This window comes from Burkholderia sp. BE17 (assembly GCF_009362305.1).
Classification (GTDB): Bacteria; Pseudomonadota; Gammaproteobacteria; order Burkholderiales; family Burkholderiaceae; genus Burkholderia; species Burkholderia pyrrocinia_C.
On sequence record NZ_WHNU01000003.1, the window covers coordinates 184,403 to 203,796 of the forward strand.

Annotated in this window: 17 protein-coding genes; 4 read left to right on the forward strand and 13 right to left on the reverse strand. The window is 68.2% G+C overall.

Translation table 11 applies throughout. The features are described 5' to 3' along the window. The first annotated feature begins 18 nt into the window (after nucleotides 1-18). Both GD429_RS04850 and GD429_RS04855 read left to right on the forward strand, forming a co-directional pair. Nucleotides 19-1,953, forward strand: a complete 1,935-nt coding sequence (locus tag GD429_RS04850) for an SMP-30/gluconolactonase/LRE family protein (protein ID WP_152855909.1) — start codon at nucleotides 19-21, stop codon at nucleotides 1,951-1,953. A gap of 316 nt (nucleotides 1,954-2,269) precedes the next feature. Continuing rightward, the gene (locus GD429_RS04855) at nucleotides 2,270-3,127 is read left to right on the forward strand and encodes a peptidyl-prolyl cis-trans isomerase (RefSeq protein WP_152855910.1); all 858 of its coding nucleotides are present in this window, start codon (nucleotides 2,270-2,272) and stop codon (nucleotides 3,125-3,127) included. Between the two features lie 22 nt (nucleotides 3,128-3,149). On the opposite strand, the gene GD429_RS04860 is transcribed toward GD429_RS04855, so the two are convergent. Further along, nucleotides 3,150-3,593, reverse strand: a complete 444-nt coding sequence (locus GD429_RS04860; protein ID WP_152856002.1) for a GNAT family N-acetyltransferase — start codon at nucleotides 3,591-3,593, stop codon at nucleotides 3,150-3,152. Between the two features lie 43 nt (nucleotides 3,594-3,636). Beyond that, nucleotides 3,637-4,593, reverse strand: coding sequence for a hypothetical protein (locus GD429_RS04865; RefSeq protein ID WP_152855911.1), 957 nt, complete (start codon nucleotides 4,591-4,593; stop codon nucleotides 3,637-3,639). 350 nt (nucleotides 4,594-4,943) lie between these two features. On the opposite strand from GD429_RS04865, the gene GD429_RS04870 reads away from it, so the two are divergent. Next, nucleotides 4,944-6,236 carry an MASE1 domain-containing protein gene (locus GD429_RS04870; protein WP_152855912.1) on the forward strand — a complete coding sequence of 431 codons (1,293 nt, stop codon included), beginning with the start codon at nucleotides 4,944-4,946 and terminating at the stop codon, nucleotides 6,234-6,236. A gap of 13 nt (nucleotides 6,237-6,249) precedes the next feature. Next, on the forward strand, nucleotides 6,250-7,065 hold the full coding sequence (locus GD429_RS04875; protein ID WP_152855913.1) for an alpha/beta hydrolase: 816 nt from the start codon (nucleotides 6,250-6,252) through the stop codon (nucleotides 7,063-7,065). Between the two features lie 44 nt (nucleotides 7,066-7,109). On the opposite strand, the gene GD429_RS04880 is transcribed toward GD429_RS04875, so the two are convergent. The 11 genes from GD429_RS04880 to GD429_RS04930 form a co-directional block, all read right to left on the reverse strand. Beyond that, the gene (locus tag GD429_RS04880; RefSeq protein ID WP_152855914.1) at nucleotides 7,110-8,132 is read right to left on the reverse strand and encodes a MerR family transcriptional regulator; all 1,023 of its coding nucleotides are present in this window, start codon (nucleotides 8,130-8,132) and stop codon (nucleotides 7,110-7,112) included. Between the two features lie 84 nt (nucleotides 8,133-8,216). Beyond that, nucleotides 8,217-9,683, reverse strand: coding sequence for a xylulokinase (xylB, locus tag GD429_RS04885; protein WP_321574408.1), 1,467 nt, complete (start codon nucleotides 9,681-9,683; stop codon nucleotides 8,217-8,219). After that, nucleotides 9,680-10,615 (reverse strand): AraC family transcriptional regulator, encoded by a 936-nt coding sequence (locus GD429_RS04890; RefSeq protein WP_152855915.1) that lies wholly within the window; start codon nucleotides 10,613-10,615, stop codon nucleotides 9,680-9,682. Before GD429_RS04890 ends, xylB begins: the two co-directional genes overlap by 4 nt. A 29-nt stretch (nucleotides 10,616-10,644) precedes the next feature. Further along, a complete protein-coding gene (locus GD429_RS04895; protein ID WP_152855916.1) occupies nucleotides 10,645-11,835 on the reverse strand; it encodes an ABC transporter ATP-binding protein in 1,191 nt (396 codons plus the stop codon). A 3-nt stretch (nucleotides 11,836-11,838) separates the two neighbouring features. Further along, nucleotides 11,839-12,873: an NAD(P)-dependent alcohol dehydrogenase gene (locus GD429_RS04900; RefSeq protein WP_152855917.1), complete on the reverse strand. Its 1,035-nt coding sequence runs from the start codon at nucleotides 12,871-12,873 to the stop codon at nucleotides 11,839-11,841. A 10-nt stretch (nucleotides 12,874-12,883) separates the two neighbouring features. After that, entirely contained in the window at nucleotides 12,884-13,714 is an 831-nt protein-coding gene (locus GD429_RS04905) for a carbohydrate ABC transporter permease (protein WP_152855918.1), read from the reverse strand. Continuing rightward, complete coding sequence (locus GD429_RS04910) at nucleotides 13,702-14,661, reverse strand: carbohydrate ABC transporter permease (protein ID WP_227791537.1); 960 nt, start codon at nucleotides 14,659-14,661, stop codon at nucleotides 13,702-13,704. Before GD429_RS04910 ends, GD429_RS04905 begins: the two co-directional genes overlap by 13 nt. After that, nucleotides 14,645-15,910, reverse strand: coding sequence for an ABC transporter substrate-binding protein (locus GD429_RS04915; RefSeq protein WP_152856003.1), 1,266 nt, complete (start codon nucleotides 15,908-15,910; stop codon nucleotides 14,645-14,647). Before GD429_RS04915 ends, GD429_RS04910 begins: the two co-directional genes overlap by 17 nt. 211 nt (nucleotides 15,911-16,121) lie before the next feature. Beyond that, nucleotides 16,122-17,081, reverse strand: a complete 960-nt coding sequence (locus GD429_RS04920) for an amidohydrolase family protein (protein ID WP_152855919.1) — start codon at nucleotides 17,079-17,081, stop codon at nucleotides 16,122-16,124. Between the two features lies 1 nt (nucleotide 17,082). Continuing rightward, nucleotides 17,083-18,030, reverse strand: a complete 948-nt coding sequence (locus tag GD429_RS04925) for a YncE family protein (RefSeq protein ID WP_152855920.1) — start codon at nucleotides 18,028-18,030, stop codon at nucleotides 17,083-17,085. Between the two features lie 50 nt (nucleotides 18,031-18,080). Beyond that, nucleotides 18,081-19,373, reverse strand: a complete 1,293-nt coding sequence (locus GD429_RS04930; protein ID WP_152855921.1) for an MFS transporter — start codon at nucleotides 19,371-19,373, stop codon at nucleotides 18,081-18,083. Nucleotides 19,374-19,394: the final 21 nt, after the last annotated feature.

Below are 19,394 nucleotides of genomic sequence, written 5' to 3' on the forward strand. Positions count from 1 at the left end.
TTCAGGAGAGCATCAGTCATGGTCGCTGGAAAACGTATTCAGGCTGCGCTTCTTGCCGCAGCAATCGCCGCGATCGCGCCGGCCGCTCACGCAGGCAACACCACCGACTGGCTGGCGAACACGTACGGCACGCTCGCGGCCCACGTCGGCAACGTCGCGCGTTCGATGTGGGTCGCGCCCGAAGGCGTCATCTACACGGCGTCGATGTGGGACGAAGATGAAGGCGGCGTCGCGATCTACCAGAACGGCAAGAGCGTCGGCTCGATGGGCACGCATTCGGAATTCCAGGGCAGCGCGATCACGGGCAACGCGACGTCGCTATTCGTCGCGCTGCAGCCCGGCAAGACCTACGGCAGCGGCGCGGTCGGACGGTACAACCGCGCGACGAAGTATCGCGATCGCGTGATCCAGATCAGCGCGGCGACCAACCAGCCGCGCATCGACGTCGTCACCGGGCTCGCGACGGCCGGCTCGCTGCTCTATGCGAGCGACTTCTACGGCAATCGCGTGCGCGTGTTCACCGCCGACGGCGTGTGGCAGCGGGACATCAACGTGTCGGCGCCGGGCGCGCTCGCGGTGGATGGCGCGGGCAACGTGTGGGTCGCGCAGAAGAGCGCGGGCTCGGTCGTCGGCTTCAGCCCGGCCGGCGCGCTGCTGAACACGATCCGGCTGCCGGCCGGGTCGAAGCCGTCGGCGCTGTATTTCGATGCGGCGGCCGGGCAGTTGATGGTGGGCGACGAAGGCCCCGACATGAACATCAAGCGCTATACGGTGTCGGGCCGGCCCGCGCTGGCCGGCACGTTCGGCGTGCGCGGCGGTTATCTCGACACGACGACGGGCATCAAGGGGCAGGTCGGCGCGCAACGCTTCACGCGCATCGCGGGGATCGGCAAGGACAGCGCCGGCAATCTCTATGTGCTCAACAACCCGTGGGGCGGAAGCTGGGATCTCGGCCGCAACGGCGCCACCGACATTCATGCGTACAGCAGCGCCGGCAGCCTGCGCTGGACGCTGCAGTCGCTGAACTTCGAAGGCATCGCCGCGCCGGACCCGGTCACGGACGGCGCGCTGTTCTATGGCGGCACGCACGTGTACAGCGGCAGCGCGGGCGGCACGTTCGTCGCGAACACCGTCGATCCGTTCACGTACCCGTCGGATCCGCGCATCAACATGAGCGACACGCAGCGCGACGAGCATTTCGGGCTGCTCACGTCCGTCGGCGCGAACCGGATTCTCGTCGCGGCGGGCCAGAACCCGCCGGTCTTCTACTTCTTCCATTTCAACGCGGCGAACGGCTATGTCGCGATTCCGGACGGATCGATTCCGGGCCCCGCGTTCAACACGACGCAGCGCGTCACGAGCGGGTTCAGCCTCGACAGCAAGGGCGGCGTGTGGGCCGGCCTCGACAAGACCGGCGCGATCTACCACTACCCGCTGACCGGCTTCGACGCGAGCGGCAAGCCGTCGTGGGGGCCGGGCGTCGCGACCCGCGTTCCTGCCGGCATCCAGCCGCTGACGCGCATCGTCTACCTCGCGGACAGCGACACTATGGTGCTCGCGCAGGGCGCGGTCGGGACCAACGACTGGACGTCGATCGGCACGCGCATCGAGGTGTATCATGGCTGGAGCGCGGGCAACACGACGAAGCCCGACCCGGTGATCACGCTGCCTCACAGCGGCGCGAAATCGATCGACGCGGCCGGCAACCATCTGTTCGTCGGCTACTGGTTCAGCAGCAGCGGGCCGCTGTGGCCGAACGTCGACGCGTTCAACCTCACCACCGGCAATCTCGACACCACGCTGGTCAACGCGAGCCCCGCGACCGTCGATACCAGCAGCGCGATCGACGCGATGTACAGCATTCGCGCGTACCGCCGATCGAACGGCGAGTATGTGGTGATGAAGAACAACGTGAAGGGGAACAGCATCACCGTGTATCGATGGACGCCTTGACGGCGGTGCGGCCGGTTGCGGTGACGCATGCCTGTCGCCGCTTCGGTTGGCGGTCGTGCCCTCGAAGCAACGAGCGTATTCGACGTTTCCGATGAACGGCGCGCGTGACGCGCGCCTCGCCGCCTTCGGCGGCCGCCCCCAACCTCCCGACGCGCAAACGCGGTTCCGTGCACAATGACAGCGGCACGGGCGGGGGCTGCCTGTGCTCGCGATGATGAACCTGAACGACTGAACGGTTGCGCCGGCGTGCGGCAACGCCGGTGAACCTGCGCGGCATGCCCCGTGCCGCGTTTTCCAAGCACGAAGCGACAAAACGATGAAGATGAAAACGACACCGAACCGCCTGTTGCTGATTGCCGCGCTGGCCGGCGCGCTGAGCGGTCCCGTCCATGCACAGAAGGCGACTGAGTCGCAGCCGTCCGGCGCGACGGCAACCGTCGCGACCGTCAACGGCACGGCGATCACGCAGGCGGACGTCGATGCGGTGCTGCGCGCGTCGGGGCAGCCCGACTCGCCGCGGATCCGCGACGCGATCAAGCAGCAACTGATCACGCGCGTGCTGGTTCAGCAGGCCGCCGAGAAGGCGAATTACGCGGACAAGCCCGAGGTCAAGGCAGCGATCCAGCAGGCGAAGACGAATGCCGAGGTGCAACTGTACGTGCGCGACAACGTGAAGCCCGAGCCGGTGACCGACGAACAGATCAAGGCACGCTATGACGCGCTCGTCGCAGCGCTCGGCAAGAACGAGTACAAGCCGCGGCTGATCGTCGTCAAGGATCCTGCGACGGCGGCGACCGTGCTGAGCGAGCTGAAGTCGGGCAAGTCCTTCGACGGGCTGGCGCGCCAGTACAGCATGGCGCCGAGCCGCGATGCCGGCGGCGAGCTGCCGTGGGTGAGCTTCAATACGCCGGCGGCGGAAGGCAAGACGGCCGGATTGCCGCTGCCGATCGCGCAGGCGCTCGAGAAATTGACGGTCGGCGCCGTGACGAAGGATTCGATCCCGGTCGATGGCGTGCGGGCCATCGTTAAGCTGGATGCGAAGCGGCCGACGCAGGTGCCGGGCTTCGAGACTGCGAAGCCGGTGCTTCAGCAGCAACTGCAGGCGATCGCGGTCGAGAAGGCGAGTGCGCAGATGATCGGCAATTTGCTGAAGGGCGCGAAGATCACGCAATAACGCGGCTTCGACATCTGACGCGTCACGCGCGCCAGACGAGGCTCGCACTCGTTTCCGTTTCCGTTTCCGATGCGGGCCGGAAGCCGAGCCGTTCGTAGAGACGCCGCGCCGGATTGCCGTGCAGCACGCTGAGCGACACCGGCACGTTCGCGCGTGCCGCGTCGGCCAGCAATTCGCGCAGCACGGCCTCGCCGATGCCCTGGCCCTGGCGCGCGGGCAGGAGCTGGATCTGATGAACGTGCCATTCGCCGGCGGCGCGCGTCACCTTCAGCAAGCCGATTGCATCGGCGCCTTCGCAGATGATCATCGCGTCTTCGAAATTTGCCCGGATGCGCCGGTCGTGCGCTTCGTCGTCGGTGGGTGCGCCGACCCGTTGCAGGTGCTCGGTCATCGTGAGCCGGCGGAGGGTCAGCAGGAAGGGGAGATCCTCCAGGGAGGCAGGACGCAGATCGATCGCCGGTTTCATGATGGATGACGGGTTGGGTTGGGAGCGTGGCCTTCGACGCGGATCAAAGGCCGGGCAACTGAATCTGCAGGCCGGCCGGGCGATGTTCGAGGACATCCGTGACCTCGTATTCGGTTTTTGCGCCGTCCGAAGTTTGCCACTGCTGCATTCGGACATTGCAGACGAGCACGTCCCCCTTGCTGAAGCTGATCTGGCTGTTGTTCACGCGCGACAGGAAGCGGGTATCCGTGATCGCCGCGTGAATCGTCGATGAGCCGTCGTACAGTCGCCACTTGTTGTCGTCCTTGAACGCAAGCGACACGATCGAGAACGCCATCTTTCGATGCTCGTCGAGAAGGAGCGCATCGGCTTGTTCAGGCGGGTGAAACCACGCGATCTCGTTGCGGGTGACCGTCTCGATGATCTCCGTATCGGTACCGGCCGCGAACATCACGATGCCTTCGCGCGCGAGCGGCGCAAGGACTTGTGCGGTTGCGTTGCGAACGCGGAGGTCGCGCAGCAGGGTGAGGACGGGCAGGTCGATCTCGAGTTCGTCGCCGTCGACGTGCAGCACCGCGGTGTGGTCCTGCATCCGCACTTGCTGGATCTCGCGCCCGCGCAGCCATTTGAGGACGGCGAAGAGCCCCTTTCTTGCCCGGGGCGCGGCGATGCCGAGCGCGGTCAGGATCGTGACTGCATTGGCGAGCGCCGTGCCTTCGTTGCCGCTCAGCATGTCGCGCATGCGGCCGAGCAGCGATGTCGCGAGCGTGAAGTCGACGCCGAAGCTGCCGGTCTTGAAGCTGCCGCGCACGTTCACCTGCGGCCGAACCTGATCGCCGCACAGCGCGCGGGTCGACGCGTCGAGCAAATCGCCGATTGCAAGCAGCGCGGGTGCAAGTTCGCGCACGTCCATCTCGGACGATTCGAGTGCGGGCCCGTCGTACGTGACGCGAAATCGGCTCATTGCATCAAAGGGGCCGATTTCGGCCGGGCCGGTACTGTTTCCATTGCGTGTGGTCATACGGAAGGTTGGCTGGAGACGTGGACGATACCCGAAACGAACGCTTTCGGATGCCTTTCATGTCAGGCGGGATCGACCGGCCGCGCGCGATTTTGGCCGTCCGGCCAAGACGACTCGCTGACCTGTCCTGATAGCGCCCGGCAAACAACGAACTTTTCCGATACTTTCCCGGTCACACTCGCCAGCTTGCGGGCACGCCGGCGCCCCGAACGCGCTTCCGGCTCCCGGTATTCCACCGCCCAACCCGTCCGCATATCATTCGCACATCGCGCACCTGCCAGCCACGGGCGCGCCGCCGCTTCCGAGCGGCAGCGCGCTTGCCCGCACGGCGCAATACACAGGAATCCTCGATGGACACCAAACGATCGCAGCCGGGACTCGTCGCCGCGCTGCTCTGGGCGGCGCTGTATCTCGCGACCGGCTACATCTCGCACGAGTTCAACGGCCCCGTCCGGCTGACGGGCTATATCTGGCTGCCGGCCGGCGTGACGGTCGGTGCGTTCATGCTGCGGCCGCTGAGCGAATGGTTGACGCTGGCCGCTGCGTTCCTCGTCGCACAGCTCGTGCTGACCGGCATCGAACACGGCAGCCTGGTCAACGCGGCGCTGTTCACGGTCGACGAAGTCGGCGCGGCCGCGCTCGCGGTGTGGCTCGTGCGGCACATCCGCTTCTCGCTCGAAGGGCTGTACTTCCTGCGCTCGGTGATCCTCGCCGGGCTGATCGCGGGCGTCGTCGGCGCGATCGGCGGCGCGGCGTGGTACGCGACGCTCAAGGACGCGTCGTTCTTCGACGTGTGGTCCGTGTGGGCCGCGTCCGATTTCGTCGGCGTGCTGCTGGTCACGCCGGTGCTCGCGTCGTGGTCGCGCTTCCGCGCGCACCGTTCGGGCGATCACGAGCGCTTCGACTTGATGCTCGGCGTCGTCGCGTTCGTGCTGCTCGCGATCGTCGCGCTGGTGATCTTCGACGGCGACACGTCTCGGAAATTCGGCACGGGCGCCGGCTTCGCGTTCACGTATGTCCCGCTGTTCCTGACCGTCGCGGTGACGCTGCTGCTCGGCGGCCGCGCGGGTTCGTCGTCGGTGCTGATACTTGCGCTGATCGTGATCGAGCAGACCGCGCAGGGCGACGGCCCGTTCGCGTCGTTCCACGAGCACTACGGCAGTTCGCTGCTCGAGGCGCAGCTCTATCTGGCGGTCGCGTCGCTGCTGGTGCTGACGGTGAGCACGCTGAAGACGACGCGCGAACGCGTGCACGAGCACGCGGCGGTGCTGCAGAACAACATGGAGCTCGCGCTCGCGAGCGCCGGGCAGATCGCGTACGTGCTCGATCCGGCGTCGGGCCGGATCGAGTGGAGCGGCGACGTCGAGCGCGTGTTCGGCGTCGGCGTCGAACACGCAGAGATCGCGAGCGTGGCGCTCGTGCTCGAACGGGTGCAGCCGGGCGACCGCGCCGCGCTGAGCGATTACTGGAATGCGGAGATCGCGGGCGAGGATCGCGCGTCGCTGTCGCTGCGCATCGTGCAGCGCGACGGCGGCACGCAGACGATCACCGATCACGGCGCGCCGCTGCTCGATTCGAACGTCGACGTGACGGTGGTCGCGGGCGTCTGGCAGATCGAGCGCGTGTGGCCGGCGGACGAATGAGCGGACACGCGTCATGACAGGCCGCACGGGCGTGTTGCTGATCCACGGGCTCGGCGGCACGCAATACGATCTCGGTTCGCTGCACAAGGCGATGCAGCGCGCGGGCGGCGACACGCACATGATCACGCTGCCGGGGCACGGCACGCGCCCCGAGGATCTGGTCGGCGTGCGCGCGGAGGCGTGGCTCGACGCGGTGACCGAGCAGTATCGCGCGCTGGAACGCGAGTACGACACGCTGCATGTCGCGGGCATGTGCATGGGCGCGCTGGTCGCGCTGCTGCTGTGCCACCGCGTGCAGCATGCGCGCGGCCGGCTCGCGTTGCTGGCCACGCCGGTGTTCATCGACGGCTGGTCGACGCCGTGGTACCGGTCGCTGCGGCATTTGCTGTATCGCGTGCCGGGTGTGGCCGAGCGGATGCGCGTGGAGGAAGGCGAGCCGTTCGGCATCAAGAACGCGACGATCCGCGCGATCGTGAAGAAGAAGTTCGAGCGGCAGGACGGGTTCCACTATGCGTGGGTGCCGCTCGCGTGCGTGCGGCAGGTCGACCGGATGCGCGACTGGGCGCTGGAAGCCGCGGCCGATACGCGATGCCCGACGCTCGTGCTGCATGCGCGCGAGGACGAACTGACGAGCCTGCGCTCGGCCGATTTCCTGCTGGAGAAGATGCCCGACGCGCGCGGGATCGTGCTGGAGAACAGCTACCACATGATCTGCGCGGACAACGATCGCGACGACGTCGCGCGGCACGTGCTCGAATTCTTCGGCTTCGATCCGGGGCATGCGGTGAGCCCGGCGATGGCGCGCAGGATGGGGCGGCTGGAGTCGTGATGGTCGGTGCCGGCATGTTGCCGGCGCCGCGAACGGATGACGGCTTACGCCACTTCCGGTCGACGCGCGAGCCGCTCCCGTATCTCGGGCGGCGCAAGGCACGTGGCAACCGCTTCGTAGCCGGGCGCACCCGGGTAGGGCGCCACGCGCGAAGGCGGGCTGTGATTGGCCGGGCACAGGATGATGGTTTCGTTCGGGCCGACCGCCGCCAGATCGAGGATCGCCGACGAGCGCGTCAGCACGAACAGCGGCCGCATTCCGGCGGTCGCGCGTTCGCGCAGATGGGCGATCAACGCCAGTTGCGTGGGCCGGTCGAGATCCTGTTCGATCATGTCCACGACCAGCGCACGCGGGCCGTCCGCTTCGAGACTGGCGAGCAGCGCGGTGAGTGCTACCGACGGCGTTGCACCGTTGCCAACGAGCACGGCCGATGCGCGGTCGACGCGCGACTTCAGTTCCGGATCGACGCGCAACGCATCGCATGCGGCGGCGCCATCGTTTTCCAGCCGATCGAGACCGACGAACGCGGCGCCTGGCAGCGCGTCGGCCAGCCGACGCGCCAGCCGCGTCTTGCCGCTTCCCAGCGAGCCGATGATGTAGTTCAACGGCCGAATATCGCGACACTCGAACCACTCGCCGCCCCACGGCCACGGCAGGCTGAACGCGACGCCGGCGCCGGTATCGTCGAGCAGCCGCGTCAGTTCGCCGTCGGCGGGCATCCGGCCGCGCGCAAGGCCGGCGCGGATCGCGCGCACGCTGTCGACCTTGCGCACGAGATCCTGAATGCCGTGGTCGAGCGCCGCTTCGTGAGCAGCCAGCGCGTCGTCCAGGCTGCGTGCGTCGCCATCGAGCACGCTCGCCACCTGCGCGAGGCTGAGGCCGAGCGCACGCAGCGTCGCGATGTCGGCCGCGCGTGCGAGGTCGTCCGGGCCGTAGGCACGGTATCCGGCCGGCGTTCGTTCAGGCGTAACGAGGCCGTGCCGCTCGTAGAGCCGGAGCGCCTTGATCGATACGCCGAGCCGCGCGGCAGCTGCCGATGCGTTCAAACGGTGCGAGGATGTGCTCATCCGTCACCTCTCTCTGCTGTCGATTCGTTGCGCTCAGCATAAAGGCGACCCCAAGGGCCGGGTCAAGCACGATCTCGCCGCCGCTCAGTCGCCATACGCAAACTCGTCACGCAACGCCCGATACAACCGCCGATACCGCGCGAGCCGGCCGGCCAACAGATCGACTGCCGCCGAATCGGGCGCGACCGTCTCCGTAACGGGCGGCGCGACGCAGACCTCCGCAAGCGTGTCGTCCGTCGCGGCGAGCCGCGCGAGACGCGCGGCACCGAGTGCCGCGCCGACCGCGCCGTCCGCATGGCGCTGCATCGCGAGCCCGGTCGCATTCGCGCACAGCCGCGCCCAGAACGCACTCTTCGATCCGCCGCCGATGAACGACACCGCATCGAGCGTCGTACCCGCCGCACGCAGCGCGTCGTAGCCGTCGGCCATCGCGAACGCGACGCCTTCCATCACCGCATATGCGAGGTCGACCGCATCGTGCTCGTTGGACAGCCCGAAGAACACGCCGCGCGCATGCGCGTCGTTGTGCGGCGTGCGCTCGCCGCCGAGATACGGCAGGAACAGCGGCGCGCGGGCCGGATCGGCGCGTTCGGCGCGCACGGCCAGCACGCCGGCGGTCGTGCCGTGCGCGCGCGCGAGCCAGTCGAGGCTCGCGGCGGCGGACAGGATCACGCTCATCTGGTGCCAGCGCCCTTCGACGCAGTGGCAGAATGCATGCACGGCGGCGTCCGGGTTCGGCGCGAAGCGGTCGTTGCCGGCGAACAGCACGCCCGACGTGCCGAGCGACAGGAAGCCGCTGCCGGCGCCCGTGACGCCCATGCCGATCGCGGACGCCGCGTTGTCGCCGGCGCCGCCGGCGATCGTCACGGGCCCCGCGATGCCCCATTCGCGCCGCAGCGCGTCACGCAGCTGCGCGGCGGCTGCGTTGCCTTCGACGAGGCGCGGCATCTGCGCGCGCGACAGCTCGGTCGCGGCGAGCATCCGGTCGGACCAGTCGCGGCGCGCGCAGTCGAGCCACAGCGTGCCCGACGAGTCGGACAGGTCGGACACGAATTCGCCGGACAGGCGCCAGATCAGGTAGTCCTTCGGCAGCAGCACCTTGTGCACCGCGCGGAACACGGCGGGCTCGTATTTCGCGAGCCACAGCAGCTTCGGCGCGGTGAAGCCCGGCATCGCCATGTTGCCGGTGATCGCGCGCGATTCCGGCACCAGCGCCTCGAGCTCGACGCATTCGGTGCCGGCGCGCGTGTCGTTCCACAGGATCGCGGGGCGCAGCACCTGGTCCGCGCGATCGATCAGCGTCGCGCCGTGCATCTGCCCGGACAGCGCGATGCCGCGCAGCGCGGCGAAGCCGGCCGGATGCGCGGCGCGCACCGACGCGATCGCATCGAGCATCGCGTGCCACCACGCCTGCGGGCTCTGTTCCGACCAGTGCGGATGCGGCCGGCTGATCGACAGCGTGGCCGAGCCTGTCGCGAGTGGGACCGAACGGGAATCGGTGAGGAGAACCTTGACCTCGGACGTGCCGAGATCGATGCCGAGAAATGTCACGTATGAAGCATCCTGTCTGGGGCGCGCGGCGGCACACGCCGCGGGGGCGGCGCGTCGTCGCGGCCGTGCGGTTCGTTGAGCCGGTGCAGCGCGCGGAACCTCGACGGCGGCACCTGCTTCATCGCGAGAAACTGACGGTTGAAGTTCGACAGGTTGTTGAAACCAACCCGGTAGCAGATGTCGGTCACCGTCAGGTCGGAAAACATCAGCAGCTCGCACGCCTCGTTGATGCGCAGCCGGTTCAGGTAGCGCACGAACGACGAGCCGGTATGGCGGCGGAAAAACCGCGTGAAGGTGCTCACGCTCATGCCGGCGAACGCGGCGACGTCGCTCTCGCGCAGCATGCCGGGCAGGTTCTGCTGCAGGTACGACAGCACCTGGTTGATCGTCGACGACATGTAGTGCTGCGCATCGCTGCGGTAGCCGGGGCCCGCAAGCACGCGCCGCTCGCGGCACGACGACAGCCGGTCGAACAGCGACATCAGAATCTCGACGCGCCGGCAGCCATGCGCGTTCGCGAGTTCGAGCATCAGCGGCGCGACCTCGAGACCGATGCGGTCGGGAAACTGCACGCCGCGCGCCGCATCGTCGATCAGGTCGATCACCGGCTGCAGTTCGCTGAACGCGCCGACCATCTTCTCGATCGCGTCGCGCGAGAACTGCAGCACGACGTCGCGCGACGGCACGCGTTCGCCGTCGGCGAGTTCGCTGACCCAGTTGTGCGGCAGGTTCGGCCCGGTGACGATCAGGTTGCCGGGGCCGAAATCGCCGATGTGATCGCCGACGAACACCTTGCCGTGCGACGCCTGGATCAGATGAATCTCGTACTCGGGATGGAAGTGCCACTTCGCGACCGAATGCGGATAGTCGTGGACCCACGCGCGGAACGATTCGTCGCGGTGGGTGGGAACGATCTCGAGATCCGGGTTCATCGTGTGCTCCGTCGGGTCGTGCCGGCGCGCTACGAACGGGACATCGACCAGCCCGTCGCGGCAGGCGGCGTGGCGCGCGTCGCGGCTGCCGGCGCCGTGTGCGCGATCGGGTTCGCATCCGGCAGCGCGACGTTGCGTTCGGTGCCGGCGTCGAACAGATGCAGGGCTTCTTCGTCGAAGCGCAACGCTACCACGGCGCCCGGCGCCGGGGCCATCGGGGCCGGCACGAGGGCCGCGCACGGCTGGCCGTGCCAGTCCAGCGTGACGAGCGCCTCGGCGCCGAGCAGTTCGACGAGCTCGACCGTGCCGGTCAGCGCGAGCGTGCCGGGGGCCTGATCGGTTTCGGCGACGAGCCGCAGGTGGTTCGGGCGGATCGCGACCTTCACCTGCTGGCCGTGCTGCAGCCGTGCGAAGCGCGGCGACGCGAGCGGCCAGCGCGCGCCGTTGCAGGCGAGCAGCACGTTCGCGCCGATGTGCTCGATCGTGCCGGCCGCGAAGTTCATCGCGGGCGTGCCGACGAACCCGGCGGCGAATACGGTGTGCGGCTGGCCGTACAGCTCGGCCGGCGTGCCGATCTGCTCGATATGGCCGCCGCGCATCAGCACGACGCGATCCGCGAGCGTCATCGCCTCGAGCTGGTCGTGCGTGACGTACAGCGTCGTCGTCTTCAGCCGCCGGTGCAGCCGCTTGATGTCGCCGCGCAACTGCGTGCGCAGCTTCGCGTCGAGATTCGACAGCGGCTCGTCGAACAGGAACACGGCCGGCGTCTTGATCATCGCGCGCGCGATCGCCGCGCGCTGCTGCTGGCCGCCAGACATCGCGCGCGGGCGGCGCTCGAGCAGCGCGTCGAGGCTCAGGATGCGCGCGACGTCGCGCACGCGGCGGTCGATCTCGTCGGCCGGCACCTTCAGGCGCCGCAGGCCGAACGCGATGTTGTCGTACACCGTCATGTGCGGGTACAGCGCATAGTTCTGGAACACCATCGCGACATCGCGCTCGCGCGACGGCAGATCGTTGACGACCCTGTCGCCGATCGCGAGCTCGCCGCCGGTGATCGCCTCGAGGCCCGCGATCATCCGCAGCATCGTCGACTTGCCGCAGCCGGACGGGCCGAGCAGCACGATGAATTCGCCGTCGGCGATCTCGAGGTCGAGCGGGTGCAGCACGGCGGGGCCGCCGTCGTAGTGTTTCGACAATGCCTTGCAGGTGATCCGGGCCATGGCTCAATCCATTTCGATCTGAATCTTGATGTCGCGCGGCTGGCCGCTCGCCGCTTCCTCGAATGCGCGCACGCCTTCGGAGAACGGGAACGTGCGCGAGATGAACGGCTTCACGTCGATCGCGCCGGACGCGATCAGCGCGAGCGCGCGCGGAAAGATGTTCGCGTAGCGGAACACCGATTCGATGCGGCCTTCCTTCGCCTGCAGCGCGACCACGTCGAGCGGCACGGGGGCGACCGGCATCCCGATCAGCACCGCGCAGCCGCCCGGGCACATCAGGTCGACGAGGCCCGCATACGCGTTCGCGCTGCCGCTCGCCTCGAACACGACGTCCGCGCCCCAGCCGCTCGTCGCTTCCGCCACCGCATCGGCGAGCGGCCGCGCGCGTACGTCGACGGTCGTGACCGCCGGGTTGCCGTCGAACAGCGCGAGCTTGTCCGGCACGACGTCGGCGAGGATCACGCGCGCGGCGCCGCCCGCGAGCGCGGCGAGCGCCGTCATCGCGCCGATCGTGCCGGCGCCGATTACCACCGCGATGTCGCCCGGTTTCATCGTCGCCTTCTTCGCGGCCTGCAGGCCGATCGACAGCGGCTCGACGATCGCGCCTTCGGCGAACGACACGTTGTCGGGCAGCCGGTATGTGAACGCGGCCGGATGTACGACGAACGGCGTCAGGCAGCCGTGCACCGGCGGCGTCGCCCAGAAGCGCACGTCGGGATCGAGGTTGTAGAGGCCGCGCAGCGTCGCGGGCGAATCGAGGCGCGGCACGCCGGGCTCCATGCACACGCGGTCGCCGACGCGCAGGTGCGTGACGCCGGCGCCGGTCTCGACGACGATGCCGGACGCCTCGTGGCCGAGCACCATCGGCGCGTCGACGCGGAACGGGCCGATCCCGCCGTGGACGTAGTAATGCACGTCGCTGCCGCAGACACCGACCGTATGGATCTTGATCCGGACATCGCCGGGGCCGACCTGTAGCGGCAGGTCGATGTCGCGCAGCGCGAGCTCGCGCGTGCGTTCGAGTACGAGCGCTTTCAACGTATCCTCCTTATTTTCCCTTGACCATCGAATTGAGCAGTCGGCTCAGCATGCCGACGAACACCAGCGGCGGCAGCGCGAGCAGCACCGTCGACGCGTTGATGACGCCCCACGGCACTTCCTGGCCGAGCGACGTGAACGCGGACGCGACCACCGGCAGCGTCGCGCTGCGCGACGACGTGAGCGCGAGCGCGATCATCAGTTCGTTCCAGACCAGCACGAAGCTGAACACGATGCCGCCGAGCAGCGTGCTCGCGCACACCGGCAGCGCGATATGCCAGAACACCGCGTACGGGCCGTAACCGTCGAGCGCGGCGGCTTCCTCGATCTCGCGCGGCAGCCGGCGGAACACGGGAATCGACAGCCACGTGATGGTCGACAGCGTGACGAGCAGGTACGTGACGATCATCGACAGCTTCGTGTCGTAGAGCCCGAGATCGACCCAGATCGCGATCAGCGGCAGCGCGACCGCGACCGGCGGCAGGAAGCGCAGCGACAGCAGGAAGAACTGGATGTCGCGCTTGCCGCGCACCGGGTAGCGCGCGATCGCATACGCGGCCGGCACGCCGAGCACGGCGCCGATCACGACGGCCGCGCCGACGATCGCGATGCTGTTGCCGAGCCCGATCATCACCTCGGGGCTCGACAGCACCTGCTCGTAGTTCGCGAGCGTCGGCGTGAAGAGGAAGCGCGGCGTCGGCGTGACGATGTCGAGCAGGTGCTTGAGTGAATTGAGCACGGCCCAGAACAGCGGGAACGCGGCGACGAGCAGGATCGCGCCGGCGATCGCGACGGTGGAAACGGTGGCGGCGGTGCCGCGGCGGGCCATCAGTCGTCCCATTTGTTGACCCTCTTCCAGATGAGCGTGAAGACGAGCGTGGTCGCGACCATCATCAGCACGGCCATGCCCGACGCGTACGACACCTTGCCGGCGAGGCCGATGCCTTGCTGGTACGCATACAGGTCGAGCGTTTCCGTCGCGATGCCGGGGCCGCCCTTGGTCATCACGTAGATCAGGTCGAACGAGCGCAGCGACTCGACCATCTTGATGAACACGAGGCTCACGAGCGGCGCCTTCAGCATCGGCAGCGCGATGTACGCGTGCACCTGCCACGTCGTCGCGTAGTCGAGCCGCGCGGCCTCGAGCGGCTCGGGCGGCAGCGTCTCCAGCAGCTTCAGGATCACGACCGCGAAGAACAGCCCCCATTGCCACACGTCGACCAGCGCGACCGCGTACAGCGCGAGATGCGGATCGGCGAGGAACGCGGTGTTCTCGACGCCGAGCGTGCCGAGCAGCCAGCTCAGGATGCCGGTGAGCGGCGCGTACATGAACTTCCAGATGAACGCGGCCGACACGCGCGGCAGCAGCACCGGCATGATCAGCACCAGCGATGCGACGCGGCGCCAGCGGCCGTGCACGCGCTCGAACAGGAACACGGCGAGCGCGATCCCGACGATGACCGCGCCGGCGACCGTGACGATTTCCCACAGCACCGACACCTCGATCGCGTTCAGGAAACGCCGGTCGGATGCGAGCCGCACGAAGTTGCGCAGGCCGACGTATTCGCTGTCCGGGTAGCGCAGCACGCGGTTGCGCAGCGCGAGGTTGATCGCGGCGACCGTCGGGACGAGGCTCAGGACCGCGAGCAGCGCGAGCGTCGGCGCGAGGAACACCCACGGCAGGCTCGTGCGGTCGCGGCGCGCGCGGCCGTGCCGGGCCGAAGGTGGGGAAGGGGCCTGGCGGACGTCGAGCGCGCGTCCGCCGGCGCCGTCATTTGCGAGCGCCATGTTCGAGCGCATCCTTCGCGTACTGGGTCGCGTCGTCGAGCGTGCCGCGCACGTCCGTTTGCGTGCCGGTGAACACCTGTTCGAGCGCGATGCCGAGGTTGTCGCCGATATCCGGCCACTGCGGCGTGCGCCAGATCGTCACCTGCGTGACCGGGTTGGTGTCGTTCAGCCCGGCCTGGATCTGCGGCGCGACGTGCTGCTTGAAGTACGGGCTGCCGATCGTGCTGGCGCGGTTGTAGTCGCTGAACACGCCGTTGCGCAGCCGCGCCTGCTCCTGGTCCTTGCTGGTCGCCCACGCGATGAAGCGGCCGGCGGCCATCCGCGTGCAGTCGTCCTTCGCACCGACCGCAGAGATCGCGAAGCCGTGGCCGTACGCGGCCGACGGCAGCGGCGCGGGCGGGCGCGTGTAGCCGACCTTGCCGGCCACGCTCGATTTGCTCGAATCCTCCATCCAGTCCGCGAACGGCGTCGATTCGATCATGAACGCGACCTTGCCCGAGCGGAATGCTTCGAGCGCGTTGCTCCAGTCGTAGGTCGCGGCGCCCGGCGGCGCGTACTTGAACAGGTCGCTGTAGAGCTGCGTGGCCTTCGCGGCGGCCGGCGAGTCGAACGCCGGCTTGCCGCCCTTGTCGGTCCATGCGCCGCCCATCCCGAGCATGAACGGCGACCAGCGCCACACGTTCATCCCCGAGCCGCGCTGGCCGCGCGCGACCCAGCCGTACAGCTTCGGCGGCGCGTTGAGTTTCTTGATCGCGGCGACGAGCTGGTCGAGCGTCTTCGGCACCGGGATGTGCGCGGCATCGAGGATGTCGCGGCGGTAGAACAGGAAGTCGCCGCCGCCGATCAGCGGCGCGAAGTACGCGACGCCGTTGTAGCTCGCGACTGCGCGGCGGCCGGGCAGGAAGTCGTCGTAGTCGTATTCCTTCGGGTAGTACTTGAGCAGCGGCACGATCCAGTTGGCCGACGCGAATTCGGCGACGTTCGCCTCGTCGACGTAGTAGATCTGGTACGAGCCGGCGCCAGTCGACGCGTCGAGCCGCGATTTCGCGCGGCGGTCGTTTTCGCCGAAATAGCTGATCTCGACCTTGGTGCCGCTTTTCTTCTCGTAGTCGGCCAGCGATTTCTCCATCACCGACAGGCCGAGACTCTTCTGTGCGAGCACCCGAAGGGTCGGCACCTTGCAGACTTGCGCGGCCGCGACGCCCGGCAGACAGGCGTCGAGCAGCATGCCGGCTGCGACGATTCGCATCTTGTTCACCCGTGTCTCCTTGATTCTGCTTGTTCGAATGCCGTCGATGACGGCAGGAACAATGGTGTGACGGGGGCGATGCGTTCACCACATCAAAAGAACGGGTGGACCGATACTTTTTGCTCAGTGTCGGTCGTGCGATGCACAAAATGTGTCGGTCGGGCGGGGTGCGAGGCCCGATCGAAAGGGGGAGAAGGGACGGAAGGGCAGGTTATCCGCGAGCCGGCCGGGATGGCTCGTCGAGCGCAATCCGGTAAACGCGGATCGCGTTGTCATGCCAGATCGCGCGGCGTGCCGCGTCGTCGAGGTTCGCCATCGCGCGGGCGAACGTGCGCAGCAGCGCGGGATAGGACACGCGCAGGCCGGCCACCGGAAAGTTGCTGGCGAACAGGCAGCGTTCCCAGCCGAAGATCGCGATCGTGTCGCGGATGATCCGCGCGTTGTCCGCGTCGTTCCACATGGCGTCGCGCAAGCCGAGTTCGGAAATTTTCACGGCCACGCGCGGCGATGCCGCGAGCGCTTCCATGCCGCGGCGCCAGTATGCGAGCCCTGCGTCGGAGCGATCCCACGGCAGCCCGGCGTGTTCGAGCACGACGTCGACAGCGGGTGCATCGGCGAGCAGCGCGGCCGCGTCGCCGAGATGCCAGAACGGCACGCGCAGATCCCAGCACAGGCCGTGTGCGGCGACGCGTTCCAGCGCGGCCGGCCAGCGCGGATCGTGCAGCGTGCCGGGCCCGTCGACGCTCGCATCCGGCGACGACGCGGTGCGCGGCTTGAAGCGCACGCCGCGCACGCGCGGCCACGCGGCCTGTTCGGCGAGCCGTTCGTCCGCATCGCCGGCCAGCAGGTCGACCCACGCGACGACTGCCGACGGCAGCCCGTGTGTCGCCGCGACCTCGTGTAGCCAGCGCGTTTCCGCCAGCGCTTCGTCGCGTGCGCGTTCCGCCTCGACGTGCACGCTGGCGACGATCGGCGCGCGTTGCGCCGCGTGCCGGAAATCGTCCACGCTGAAGTCGCGGCACAGTGCCGCGTAATCGCCGAACATGAAGCGCGCCGGATCGTAGTGCGTCTGCAGCCACGGATAGTGCGCACCCGCATCGAGCCGCCACAGGTGGTGATGCGCATCGACGAGCGCGTCCGGCATGCCTTCGGGCGGCGATTCGTCGCGCATGTCAGCGCGCTCCCGCGAGCACGTACGATGCATCGGGCTCGCGCAGCGTCGCCAGCGCACCGACGAAACGCCAGGTATCGAGATCGAGTTCGCGCACGTAGTCGTCCTGGAACGACACGTAGGCGACGCGCCGCGACGGATGGAACGACAGCGCGGTCGGGTTCGCGGGCAGCGCGATGCGTTCGATTTCCTCGAGCTGGCGTGCATCGAACACGGAGATCGACCGTTCGCCCGAGTTGGTCAGCAGCAGCAGGTCGCGGCCGTCCGGCGCGCTGGTCCGGTAGATGCGGTTCGGATCGCTGCGCGTCTTCACGCGGCGGCCGCAGGTCATCGTCTCCGTGTCGATCTCGACCAGCGTGTCGTCGCCGCGATTCGCGACGAACAGCGTACGCTCGTCGGCCGACAGCGCATTGCCTTCGGGGCGCGGGCCGGGCATCACGGCGCGCGGCGCGACCGTCGCGTCGCGCGGATGGAATTGCGTGACCGTGTTCGACAGCAGGTGCACGCCGTACGCGCGGCTCGCGTCGCGCGTGAGCGTCACGAGGTGCGTCTTCACGCCGCCGGACGGCACGGCCATGTTCGGCACCGGCTGCCGGGTCGGCTCGTCGAACACGAGCAGCATGTCGTGCGCCTCGCTCATCGCGTACAACCGGCCGTCGCGGTCGCTCGCCATGCCGTGCGGCCGGTAGTACGGCCACAAGTCGAGCATGCGCGTGTGCGTGCGCTCGGCGAGGTCGATCTCGGCGATCCGGTGGTCGCCTTCATGGCCGCGCGACCACGCGGTCTCGATCCCGAAGATGCCGACGTACGCGTAGCGCTCGTTCACGTCGACGGTGAACTCGTGCGGGAAATTCGGCAGCACGATGTGCTTGAGCGCGGCTTTCGTGTCGAGGTCGTAGAAACTGAAGGTATGGGCGCATTTCTGCACCAGCAGCAGGACATCGTTCAAGGTGTGTCTCCGTAATTTCGTTCGCGGGCCTGCATATCGGGTATCGGGGTTCAGTCCTCGCAGCGCTTCGGCAGCGTCAGCGCGAGCAGGCCGGCCACCGCGAGCGTGACCGCGAGGCTGAGCACGCCGGCCGCCGCGCTCACGTGCTGGGTCAGCACGCCGACCGCATACGGGCCGCAGAATCCGCCGAGATTGCCGAGTGCATTGATCAGGCCGCGCGCGCTGCCGGCCGTCTCGACGCTGCAGAGCTTCGGCGGAATCGCCCAGAACACGCCGGCGGCCGCCTGCAGGAAGAAGCCGCAGCCGATCAGGAACGCGAACGACACGGCCATCGATGCGTGCGTGAGCACCGACAGCGCGAGGCACGCGGCGAAGCCGACGAGCGGCAGCAGCACGAACAGGCGGCGCTTGCCGGTTCGGTCAGACAAATACGACGTGACGAACATCCCGATCACCATCGCGACATACGGCAGCATCGCGAGCAGGCCGACCTTTCCCATCCCGCCGTGCGTGAGGTTCTTCAGCAGCGTCGGCAGCCACATCGTATAGCCGTAGATGCCGACCTGATAGCAGAAGTTGATCGCGATGAGCAGCCAGATCGTCGGGTTGCGCAGCATCTCGCCGAACGAGGCGGCGGCCGGCGCGCCGGCCGCGCGCTTGCGTTCCTGCTCGTCGCGCAGCGCGTCGAGGATGTACGCCTTTTCGCGCGGCGACACCCAGCGCGCGGTTTCCGGGCCGTCGTCGGCGAACAGCATCCACGCGACCAGGCACAGCAGCGACAGCGCACCCGCGCTGAAGAACAGGTGACGCCAGTCGTACGCGGCGAGGATGAGGCCGGACAGCGGCGCGGTGATCATGCCGGCGAGCGGCACGAACATGATGACCATCGCATTCGCGCGGCCGCGTTCGCGGTCGGGGAACCAGTGGCTGACCATCGTGAGCACGACGGGCAGCATGCCGCCCTCGGCCACCCCGAGCAGGAAGCGCAGCGCCAGCAACTGCCAGGTATGCGTGACGAGCCCGGTCAGCACCGACAGCACGGCCCAGCTCACGAGCGACCACCCGATGAATTTCTTGCCGCTGCCGAGCGCCGCGCGCCGGCCGCCGGGAATCTGCAGGAACAGGTAGCCGAAGAAGAAGATGCCGCCGGCGAGACCGGCCATCGTCGCGTCCATGCCGAGATCGGTATTCATCCCGCCGGGCATCGCGAACGCGATGTTCACGCGATCCATGTAGGAAATGATGCAGGCGAGCAGCAGCGGCGGAATCACGCGCAGCCAGCGGCGGCGCGGAATGGCTTCACCGGCTTCGTATGCCGGGGTGGCAGGGGTCAACAGGGTCATGGTGTCTCCATCCAGTTCGGG

Excerpts from the sequence above, each read along its gene's own strand:
- GD429_RS04850 (WP_152855909.1), top strand. The coding sequence starts at position 19 with ATGGTCGCTGGAAAACGTATTCAGGCTGCGCTTCTTGCCGCAGCAATC.
- GD429_RS04855 (WP_152855910.1), top strand. The coding sequence starts at position 2,270 with ATGAAGATGAAAACGACACCGAACCGCCTGTTGCTGATTGCCGCGCTG.
- GD429_RS04860 (WP_152856002.1), bottom strand. The coding sequence starts at position 3,593 with ATGAAACCGGCGATCGATCTGCGTCCTGCCTCCCTGGAGGATCTCCCC.
- GD429_RS04865 (WP_152855911.1), bottom strand. The coding sequence starts at position 4,593 with ATGACCACACGCAATGGAAACAGTACCGGCCCGGCCGAAATCGGCCCC.
- GD429_RS04870 (WP_152855912.1), top strand. The coding sequence starts at position 4,944 with ATGGACACCAAACGATCGCAGCCGGGACTCGTCGCCGCGCTGCTCTGG.
- GD429_RS04875 (WP_152855913.1), top strand. The coding sequence starts at position 6,250 with ATGACAGGCCGCACGGGCGTGTTGCTGATCCACGGGCTCGGCGGCACG.
- GD429_RS04880 (WP_152855914.1), bottom strand. The coding sequence starts at position 8,132 with ATGAGCACATCCTCGCACCGTTTGAACGCATCGGCAGCTGCCGCGCGG.
- GD429_RS04890 (WP_152855915.1), bottom strand. The coding sequence starts at position 10,615 with ATGAACCCGGATCTCGAGATCGTTCCCACCCACCGCGACGAATCGTTC.
- GD429_RS04895 (WP_152855916.1), bottom strand. The coding sequence starts at position 11,835 with ATGGCCCGGATCACCTGCAAGGCATTGTCGAAACACTACGACGGCGGC.
- GD429_RS04905 (WP_152855918.1), bottom strand. The coding sequence starts at position 13,714 with ATGGGACGACTGATGGCCCGCCGCGGCACCGCCGCCACCGTTTCCACC.
- GD429_RS04910 (WP_227791537.1), bottom strand. The coding sequence starts at position 14,661 with ATGGCGCTCGCAAATGACGGCGCCGGCGGACGCGCGCTCGACGTCCGC.
- GD429_RS04915 (WP_152856003.1), bottom strand. The coding sequence starts at position 15,910 with ATGCGAATCGTCGCAGCCGGCATGCTGCTCGACGCCTGTCTGCCGGGC.
- GD429_RS04920 (WP_152855919.1), bottom strand. The coding sequence starts at position 17,081 with ATGCGCGACGAATCGCCGCCCGAAGGCATGCCGGACGCGCTCGTCGAT.
- GD429_RS04930 (WP_152855921.1), bottom strand. The coding sequence starts at position 19,373 with ATGACCCTGTTGACCCCTGCCACCCCGGCATACGAAGCCGGTGAAGCC.